Here is an 8,745-nt window from a genome sequence, read left to right on the forward strand (position 1 = left end):
AGCGCCCCGACCGCAGACGGGTCAGGAACCGGCCGGGGTGCAGCTCTCCTCCGGGCCCCAGTGCAGCCAGTCGGGCAGATCCGCGGTGAAGGCGTCCCGGACGGCGTCGGTGTTGGTGGTCGTCCAGTCCACCGGCCCGTCGATCTCCACCTCGTGCTTGTCCCACTCGAACCAGCTGATCATCTTCAGCTGCGGGAAGTCCTCCGGCATCGACTCGTCGAAGACCTGGCCCCACCACGCCTGCTTGACCGCCAGCTCGTCGGCGCCGCCCACCGCCGGGTTGTACAGGGCGGCGGTCTCCGGGATGCCCACGGGCTTGCCGCGCCGCTGCCCGTACTCGGCGTAGAAGTCGGGGACGGCGCTGTCGTCGCCGCCGGCGCCGTCGTAGGTGCCGGTGAGCTGAGCGGCGAACTTGCCGGGCTCGGGCAGCTCGTTCTCGCCCCAGGGGTGGGCGTCGCCCCAGTGGTACAGGGACATTCCCACCCAGTCCACGGCGTCGTCGCCCGGGTAGTAGGGGGCGTACGGGTCGTCGGCCATGGTCAGTGCGCCGTCCCCGTCGGTGTCGAGGGCCGCGAAGTCGGCGCTGCCGGGCTCGGCCTCGTGCTGCCCGCCGGCGAAGGGGTAGCCGCCCCCGTAGTTCGGGGCCCACATCATCGCCGAGCCGGGGGCGTGCTCGTGCACCGCGTCCGCCACCCGCCGATAGGCCTCCACGTAGGCGGTCGGCTGGTGGCCCCAGGCGTACCAGGAGCCGTTCATCTCGTGGGCGAAGCGCACGACCACCGGCACCCCGGAGTCGTTGATTGCCGCGAGGTCGGCGGTCAGCTGCCGCACGGCGTCGTCGGTGACCTCGGCGAGCCCACCCTCGGGCTCGAGGGTCAGCAGCATCATCCGGCCGTCGGACCGGATCTGGTCGGCGGCCATCCGCAGGTAGTCGTGCCCGCGTTCGTCGTAGGGGAACCCCGTGAAGGACACGGACACGGCGGGCCGGTGGCCGAGCCGGTCGGCGTAGTCGCCCAGCGGCTTGTCGTCCCAGTCGAGGTTCACGCCGTAGAGGGCGCCGGTCTCCGGCTCCAGCTCGGACCGGTCCAGCACGGTGCACATCGGCAGCGGCGCGGCCTGGACCTCCTCGTCGGGCTGGGAGGAGATCTGGGCCGCGAGGGTGCCGCCGCCCAGGGCGAGGGCGGCGACGAACACGACGGCGACGAGCGAGGATTCCTTCACCCCGTCAGCTTAGGAAGGACTCGATAGGAAATCATGGAAATAGGCGTCCGGCGGCGCGGTCCGTGACGAACGACGACGACGCTCCGCCCGCCGCGCCGGCCCGTCAGCCGGGCCGGCTCACGCCCCGGCGGCGGAGTCCGGGCGCTCGTCGATGTCGCCGGCCTGGCGCCGGCGGTAGGCGGTCATGTTGGTGCGGTTGGCGCACCGCTGGCTGCAGAAGCGCTTGGATCGGTTGCGGGAGAGGTCCAGGAGCACCCCGTCGCAGTCCTCGGCCCCGCACTCCCGCAGCCGCTCCGTCTCGTCGGCCCGGATCACGTCCACGAGGGCGAACGCCGTCTCCAGACGCAGCCGGGCGGCCAGGGGCGCGTCCGAGGGCGAGGCGTGCAGGTGCCAGTCCTTCCCGTCGTGCCGGGCCAGGTGCGGGGCGAGCTCGGTGGTATCGAGCACGGCGTTGACCGCGTCCACCATGGCGTCCCGCTCCAGGGCCCAGACCCGCCGCAGCTCGCCGCGGACGTCGCGCACCTCGGCCAGCTCGTGCTCGTCACGGTCGAAGCGCCCCGGCCAGCCGTGCTCCTCGAGGAGGGCCCGCAGCTGCGCGGTGGTCACCAGCTCGTCCTCCCCGGAGCGGGAGGCCCCCGGCGCGGTGTTCATCAGCGCCACGTCGGACTCGAGCACGTCTTCAGTGTCATAGGCAAAATGCACTTGACTACTTATCCCTTCCACGGCTAGCGTGAGTGTCATCAACAGTTTAGACCCTTACGCGACGATGGTCGCGAGAAGGAGCTCCTCATGGTCGGCGGACTCTACCTCCTGGCGCTGCTCTTCGTGTTCGCCACCGTGGGCCGGCAGTCCGTCCCGCGGCGCGAGCGCACGGACCTGCGCAGCTGGACGCTGCGGGACGTGTACTACAACGTGCGGCGCGGCGTGACCGTGCTCGGCGAGCACGGCCCGTCCTACCCCGCCCTGGACGACGCGGAGCTCGCGGCGGCGCAGCGCTCGCGCTGAGCGGCACACGGTAAGCAGGGCCTCTCGCCCGGGGCCGGCCACCGTCCCAGCCGGAGGGACAGTTCTCGACCGGGGCACGGAGTGTCCTCCGCGGCGCACCCGCTCCGGTCAGAGCGCGACCTTCTCGAACAGGGCAGCCGTGCCGATGCCGCCGGCGGAGCTGATCATCGCCAGCAGCAGGCTCCCGGTGGGCAGGGCCCGTGACCGGGACAGCAGGCGCACCACGGACACCGCCCCGGAGGCGCCGTAGGCGTGGCCCAGGGCCAGGGCGCCGCCCTCGGCGTTGAGCACCTCCTCGTCGAGACCGAGCAGGTCCGTGCAGGCCAGCACCTGTCCGGCGAAGGCCTCGTTGAACTCGGCCGCCGCCAGCTCCTCCACCGCCACACCCTGCTCCGCCAGCAGCTGCCGGGCGGCCACGGCGGCGCCGATGCCCAGCCGCGCCGGGTCCACCCCGACCGTCACCGCACCGCGGATGGCCAGCCCGTCCCGCCGGCCCAGAGTTCGGGCCGTGGCCGGGTCGGCGACGAGCACGGCGGCCGCGCCGTCGGCGTCCCCGCAGGAGTTCCCGGCCGTGACCGTCCCGCCGGCCGCGAACACGGCCGGGAAGCGTGCCAGCAGCTTGGCGTTCAGCGCCCGGCGCGGGCCGTTGTCGGACCGCACCTCACCACGGGGTCCGGTGACCGGCACCAGCTCGTCCTCGAAGGCCCCCGCCTCCGCGGCGGCCAGCGCCCGCCGGTGGCTGCGCAGGGCGTAGCCGTCCTGGCGTTCCCGGCCGATCCCGTGCTCGCGGGCGACCGTCTCGGCGGCCTCGCCCATGTCGGGATCGCCCAGGTGCTCCGGGGCGAACTGGGCGCGGCGGTAGAACTCGACCTCTCCGTCTTCGCGTCGTCGTCCGCGCAGCGGTGCGGTGCTGATGCTCTCCGCCCCGCCGGCGAGGAAGACCCGGCCGGCCCCGGCCTGGGCGAGCCGGCAGGCCAGCACCACGGCGTCCAGGCCCGAGCCGCACTGCCGGTCGACCGTCAGGCCCGGCACGGACAGCGGCAGACCGGCCTCGAGGGCGGCGAGCCGGGCCAGGTTGCCGCCGGCGCCCACGGCGTTGCCCACGACCACGTCGGCGAGCCGGGCAGGGTCCAGGCCCGAGTCCGCCAGCAGGGAGCGGAACACCGGGGCCAGCAGCCGGTGCACGGGCACGCCCTCGAGCAGGGTCCCGGCGCGCGCCAGGGGCGTGCGCCGGCCCAGCACCAGCACGGGGGCCTCAGCCGAGCGGTCGGACACGGGCGTCTCCTTCGCGGATCCAGTCGCGGAACACCGCGCGGCTGAGCTTGCCGTTCGCGGTCACCGGCAGCTCCCGGAGCTCCCAGTACTGCTGCGGGCACTTGGCCGTGGGCAGCCGCCCGTCCAGCCCGGCCCGGATCCGAGCACGGTCCGGCCGGTCGGCCGTGGGCACGATCCCGGCCACGATCCGCTGACCGCGGGCGTCGTCGGGAAGGCCGGCGACGACGACGTCGGCCACTCCGGGCACCAGGGCCAGGGCTGCCTCGACCTCGTGCGGATAGACGTTGAGCCCGCCGGTGTTGATCATCTCGGCCGCCCGCCCCAGCACGTGCAGCTGCCCGTTGCGGAGGAAGCCCTGGTCCCGCACCGTGTGCAGGCCGCCGAGCCGGCCGAAGCCCTGGCCGTCGTCGCCCCAGAGGCAGCCGTCGCAGACCAGGTCCGAGCGCACGCAGATCGTGCCCGTCACGCCCTCCGGCACGGGGTTCCCGGCGTCGTCCAGGACGGCCACCTCCACGCCGGGGAACGCCGTCCCCACCGCGGTGCCGGAGTTCTCGGCCGACATCTCGGCGGGTTCGTCCGGGCGGTGGCAGCGCGCGGCGACGAAGCCGAGCTCGGCGGCACCGTAGTACTCCCAGATCGTGGCCTGCGGGGCCCAGCGGCGGGCCGCCGCGAACGTGGTGGGGTCCAGCTTCTGCCCGGCGCACACGATCGCCGTGACACCGCTCGCGTCGGCACCGGAGGCCAGGCCGCGCTCGGCGAGGACGCGCAGCACGGTGGGCACGAGCACCAGGCGGGTGACGCCGTGCCCGGTGATCGCGGCGTGGGCGGCGGCCACGTCGAAGCCCGGCAGGGTCACGAAGCCGGCCCCGGCGTACAGGCACTCGGAGAGGGCGTACAGGTTCAGGCTCGCCGCCAGCGGGCCGGGGGCCAGCACACGGTCCCGTGGTCCCAGACCGAAGTGCTCCGCGGACGCCTCGAACGAGCGCCGCCAGGAGCCGCGGCTGCGCTGGAAGCCCTTGGGCAGGGCCGTGGTGCCCGAGGTCAGGCCGATCAGGAACGCCGAGGCGGGATCGCCGTCGCGCAGCTGCGCCGGGGCGAGATCGGCGGGGAGGCGCGCGGCGCAGCGCTCCCGCACCTGCTCGGTCATGTCCTCCGGCCAGGACGGGTCCAGGACGGCGCATACGCGTTCCTCGGCCACTCCGGCGGCCCACCGGACGGCGAAGTCCGTGCCGTTGGTCTGCCGCAGGATCCCCGTGGGCTCGCCCGAGGCGGCCAGGGCCGCAGCCGCGGCACGCAGATCGCCCCAGCTCAGCCGGTCGTTTCCGCAGGCGACGGCGAGCTCCTGCGGGCGCTCCTCGGCCCAGCGGGTCACGCGGTCCAGAAAGGGCATGTTCTCGTCCTCGGTGCAGGTCTCACGCTGCGGGTGCGGCAGTGGGTCGTGGATGACGGTTGCCGGCGAGTGGCGCTCCCCGTGGTCAGCGGGCGGCGGGCGTCCCGCCCAGGAGCCGGCGGTAGCTGCGGTGGACGTTGATCGCGGCCAGGGTCGCCACGACCGCCTTCAGCAGGTCCCCGGGAATGAACACGAGCGCGCCCAGCGCGGAGGTGGACAGCGGCAGCCCGGTGACCACGGCCGTCCACGGGATGCCGAAGGCGTAGATCACCGCGATGCCGCCCACGACCACGCTCAGCAGCACCGCGGCGAAGCGGGCAGTACGGCCGGTGCGCCGGATCGCCCAGTACTGCACCAGCGCCCCGATGACCAGGGCCGCGGGGATCCAGCCCACCAGGTAGCCGCCGGTCGGGCCCAGGAACACCCCGAGCCCGCCCCGGCCCCCGGCCAGCAGCGGCAGCCCGGCCAGCACCAGGGCGTGCAGGACGACGACGGAGAGCATCCCGCGCACCGGCCCGAGCAGCGCACCGGCGAGCATCACCCCGAGGGTCTGCAGCGTGATGGGCACCGGGATGATGCCGACCGTGATCGGGGGCACCAGCCCCAGGGCGGCGATGAGGGCGGCGAACACGGCCACCAGGACGGTGTTCTGGGTGGTCCGGGAGCTGTCGGCGGTCCGGGAGGTCATGGTGGTCATGGGGTCCTTCGATCGGGGACGAGCGGCGGGGCTCGAGCAGGCGGGGCGGTGACGTCTGGAACGGTCGGGGGGCCGGGGGTCAGTCGGTGGCGGTCCGGGACGTGGCCCGTGGTGGGGGCGCGGAGTCGTAGCAGCGGGCGTCGAGGGCGGAGGCGATCTCCTGGGCCGACTCCAGGGTCCGCACCAGCAGGGGCACCAGCACGGCCACCGGGCTGTTGTGCAGCCCGCGGGCGAACTGGGCCTCGCGGACCTCGAGGTACTGGGTGCGGATCTGCGGGATGAACCGGATCGTCATCGACAGGGCCAGGCTCATCTGGGCCGGGTTCAGCCCCAGGTGCCGGGTCGGGGCCAGCAGCCGCTCGAAGAGGGCCAGCATCTGGGCGAAGGTGGTGGACAGGCTCACCGCCCAGGCGAGCAGGCACAGGCTCAGCAGCCGCAGCGCCGCCACCGCCGCCGCCTCCCAGGTTGTGGTGAACCCCAGCGTGAGGAAGACGACGCCGACGATGAGCAGCAGCCCGGCCAGCAGCCGTGCCAGGCGGGCGGCCGGAGTGCGGGTCGCCCAGGCGGCGGCCACGGCCAGGCCGAAGACCGCGAGCTGGACGCCCAGGTGCGTCACGGCGTAGATGCCGAGACTGGCGGCGAACAGGAACGCGAACTTGTGACCGGCCGGGATCCGGGCCAGCACACCGGTGGGCCCGGCACGGTGGAACCCACCGGCACCGTGGGGGCGGGCGGCGCTGTTGCGGACGTCCTGCTGCCGGGCGGCGCCCATCAGTCGCTGATCCCGCAGTAGAACGCGACGGCCGGTCCGGGGGCGCCGTCGAAGGCGATCCGGCCCTCGTGCACCACCAGCACCCGGTCGTAGCCGCCGATCAGCTCCAGGTCGTGGGTCACCACGACGGCTCGCTGGTCGAGCTCGTCGATGGTGGCCTGCAGGCGGCGCCGGTTGCGCCGGTCGAGCATGGTGGTCGGCTCGTCGAAGACGATCGTGGACGGCTCCATCACCAGCACCGAGGCCAGGGCCACCAGCTGCTTCTCGCCCCCGGACAGGGCGTAGGACTCCCGCTCGGCCAGGTGGGGAATGCCCAGCCGCTCCAGGACCCCGTCCACCCGGGCGGAGAGCTCGGCCCCGCGCAGGCCCAGGTTCTTCGCCCCGAAGGCGAGGTCCTCGGCCACCAGCGGCATCACGATCTGGTTCTCCGGGTTCTGGAACACGAAGCCCACCTGGCGCCGGATGCGCTTGGCGTCGGTCGCGGTGGACAGCCCACCGATCTGCACGGTGCCCCGGGTGGGCAGCAGCAGCCCATTGAGCAGGCGCACCAGGGTGGACTTGCCCGATCCGTTGAGCCCGATCACCGCGATGCGCTGTTCGTCCAGGCACAGGTCGACGTCGCGCAGGACGTCCTGGCCCTCCCGGGTGACCGTGACCCCGGTCAGCCGGATCGCCGAGGACCGGGTCCCCGGCGGCCCCGTCGGGACGGAGGACTCCGCCCGGCGGGACCGGTCCCGCAGCGGATGCTTGATCGACACCGTGGAAGCCGTCCTCTCCTCGTCCTGGTCAGCGGCGGGCGGCCGCTGCCGCGCCCCGGTGCGTCCAGAAGGCGCTGCCGCTGCCCCGGGATGGCTGAGTCCCGGGGCGTCTCAGTCCCGGGGTGCCGGCTCGAAGTACAGATCGGCGTGCAGGGCGCAGCCCGGGTTGAACCGGGCCGCGCACCGCGGACAGCCGTCCGCGGCCAGGTACTCCCGCACGGAGAGCTCGTGGCCGCAGACCCCGCAGAGCACGGCCTCGGCGTCCTGCTCCTCGACCGGCCACTGCGCCGCCGGATGGCCGGCGGTCTCCTCATGGCACAGATGACAAGGGTAGTACGCCTGGCAGCACCAGAACTTGATCGCGATCACGTCCAGCGGCGTGCGGTAGTGCACGCACCGCGTCTGCTCGTCGACAGGACGTCCCAGAACCCGTCTCACCGCTGCCCCTCCCGTGCCGCGGCCGGTCCGGCCCCTCCCGCGGGAGGACCCGGACCGGCCGCTCGTGACGTCCGACGACGTCCACTGTACGGAGCCGCAGCCGCGCGGCGGGAGACCACCGTGCGGTGGGTGCGGGAGCTCAGCCGAGCAGGATCACGTCCAGCGTCCGGGGCCCGTGCACGCCCTCCACGCGCTCGAGCTCGATGTCCGAGGTCGCGGACGGCCCGGAGATCATGGTGACCGGGGCCGTGGGCTCCACCAGGGCGAGGGCCTCGGGGATCAGCTCGACCACCGAGTCCAGCGGCACCACGCAGATGTGGTGGTCGGGGACCAGGCTGATCGCCCGGCGGCCCTCGTCGGGGCGGCCGGTGAGGAAGATGGTGCCGGTCTCGGCGCAGGAGACGGTCGAGGACGTCACCACGGCATCCACGGCGTTGAGCTCCCGCACCCCGAGCGCGGAGGCCGCCCGGGCGTCGTTGGGGTCCACGATGACCCGCCGCATGCCCGATTCTTCGGGCAGCCAGGCGCGGTCCAGGCCCTCGGGCACCACGTAGCGGGCGGACGCGCCCAGCAACTCGGCGATCCGTCCCGGCAGGGTGGCGGGGGTCTCGTGGTGCACCGAGGCCTTGTAGTCGACCAGCCGGTCCTCGAGCATCTCGACGACCTCCTCGTGCGGCCGGTCCGAGGCGCGGCGGTAGGTGCGCTCCGCCGGTGCGGGCGCGGGCGTGTCGTGCAGCGCCCCGCGGATCCGGTTGAGGATCTCGGTCCTGGCGTCGGTCATCGCTCTCCCCCGTCGTGCTGGGTGTCGTCCGCGGTCCCGTCGTGCGGGCCGCCGTCGGCGGCCACCCGCTGCTGCGTCTCGTCGGCGTGCTTGGCCCACCAGTTGCGGAAGGACTCCTTCGGCGGGGCGGGGATGTCCCGCTCGTCGGTCCAGCCTCCGGCCGTGCCGGGCAGCCAGCTGATCGCGCGGTCCCTGCCCGCCACGGCCCGGCCCAGCGGGAGGGCCTTCTCGGCGAGCGCCATGCGCTTGCCGGAGGACATCACGAAGGACGCCCCCTTCATCATGAGGTCCATCTCGGACGGGGCCTGCGGCAGGCGCCGGGTCCGGGCCGGTGCCGCGGCGGCGCCGTCGTCGGAGCGTTCGCCGTGCTGGGTGCGCACGTCCTCGTCGCGCAGGTGCACGAGGATC

At 74.0% G+C, this 8,745-nt stretch carries 11 protein-coding genes; 1 reads left to right on the top strand and 10 read right to left on the bottom strand.

The window, feature by feature from the left end; genetic code table 11:
* Positions 1 to 21: 21 nt before the first annotated feature.
* The gene (locus tag E7Z53_RS12360; protein WP_176337884.1) at positions 22 to 1,221 is read right to left on the bottom strand and encodes a glycoside hydrolase family 26 protein; all 1,200 of its coding nucleotides are present in this window, start codon (positions 1,219 to 1,221) and stop codon (positions 22 to 24) included.
* A gap of 117 nt (positions 1,222 to 1,338) precedes the next feature.
* Complete coding sequence (locus tag E7Z53_RS12365; protein ID WP_369597980.1) at positions 1,339 to 1,896, bottom strand: CGNR zinc finger domain-containing protein; 558 nt, start codon at positions 1,894 to 1,896, stop codon at positions 1,339 to 1,341.
* Between the two features lie 114 nt (positions 1,897 to 2,010).
* Between E7Z53_RS12365 and E7Z53_RS12370 the strand changes: the two genes are divergently transcribed.
* Positions 2,011 to 2,226 (top strand): hypothetical protein, encoded by a 216-nt coding sequence (locus E7Z53_RS12370; protein ID WP_109243660.1) that lies wholly within the window; start codon positions 2,011 to 2,013, stop codon positions 2,224 to 2,226.
* Positions 2,227 to 2,334: 108 nt separating this feature from the next.
* Here E7Z53_RS12370 and E7Z53_RS12375 read toward each other — a convergent pair whose 3' ends face one another.
* The 8 genes from E7Z53_RS12375 to E7Z53_RS12410 all read right to left on the bottom strand — a co-directional run.
* The gene (locus tag E7Z53_RS12375) at positions 2,335 to 3,501 is read right to left on the bottom strand and encodes a thiolase family protein (protein ID WP_176337885.1); all 1,167 of its coding nucleotides are present in this window, start codon (positions 3,499 to 3,501) and stop codon (positions 2,335 to 2,337) included.
* On the bottom strand, positions 3,482 to 4,891 hold the full coding sequence (locus E7Z53_RS12380; RefSeq protein ID WP_176337886.1) for a class I adenylate-forming enzyme family protein: 1,410 nt from the start codon (positions 4,889 to 4,891) through the stop codon (positions 3,482 to 3,484). Before E7Z53_RS12380 ends, E7Z53_RS12375 begins: the two co-directional genes overlap by 20 nt.
* Before the next feature lie 85 nt (positions 4,892 to 4,976).
* On the bottom strand, positions 4,977 to 5,588 hold the full coding sequence (locus E7Z53_RS12385; RefSeq protein WP_176337887.1) for a biotin transporter BioY: 612 nt from the start codon (positions 5,586 to 5,588) through the stop codon (positions 4,977 to 4,979).
* 79 nt (positions 5,589 to 5,667) lie between these two features.
* Positions 5,668 to 6,360 carry an energy-coupling factor transporter transmembrane component T family protein gene (locus E7Z53_RS12390; protein WP_176337888.1) on the bottom strand — a complete coding sequence of 231 codons (693 nt, stop codon included), beginning with the start codon at positions 6,358 to 6,360 and terminating at the stop codon, positions 5,668 to 5,670.
* A complete protein-coding gene (locus E7Z53_RS12395; protein ID WP_369597981.1) occupies positions 6,360 to 7,118 on the bottom strand; it encodes an energy-coupling factor ABC transporter ATP-binding protein in 759 nt (252 codons plus the stop codon). The genes E7Z53_RS12390 and E7Z53_RS12395 overlap by 1 nt, the downstream gene beginning before the upstream one ends.
* A 111-nt stretch (positions 7,119 to 7,229) precedes the next feature.
* Positions 7,230 to 7,511: a CHY zinc finger protein gene (locus E7Z53_RS12400; protein WP_369597982.1), complete on the bottom strand. Its 282-nt coding sequence runs from the start codon at positions 7,509 to 7,511 to the stop codon at positions 7,230 to 7,232.
* Positions 7,512 to 7,695: 184 nt separating this feature from the next.
* Positions 7,696 to 8,337, bottom strand: coding sequence for a LutC/YkgG family protein (locus tag E7Z53_RS12405; protein WP_109243667.1), 642 nt, complete (start codon positions 8,335 to 8,337; stop codon positions 7,696 to 7,698).
* A partial coding sequence (locus E7Z53_RS12410; protein WP_176337890.1) for a lactate utilisation protein LutB domain-containing protein occupies positions 8,334 to 8,745 on the bottom strand: 412 nt, incomplete at its 5' end. The genes E7Z53_RS12405 and E7Z53_RS12410, both read right to left, overlap by 4 nt.

The organism is Kocuria salina (assembly GCF_013368965.1).
GTDB classification, from domain to species: domain Bacteria; phylum Actinomycetota; class Actinomycetes; order Actinomycetales; family Micrococcaceae; genus Kocuria; species Kocuria rosea.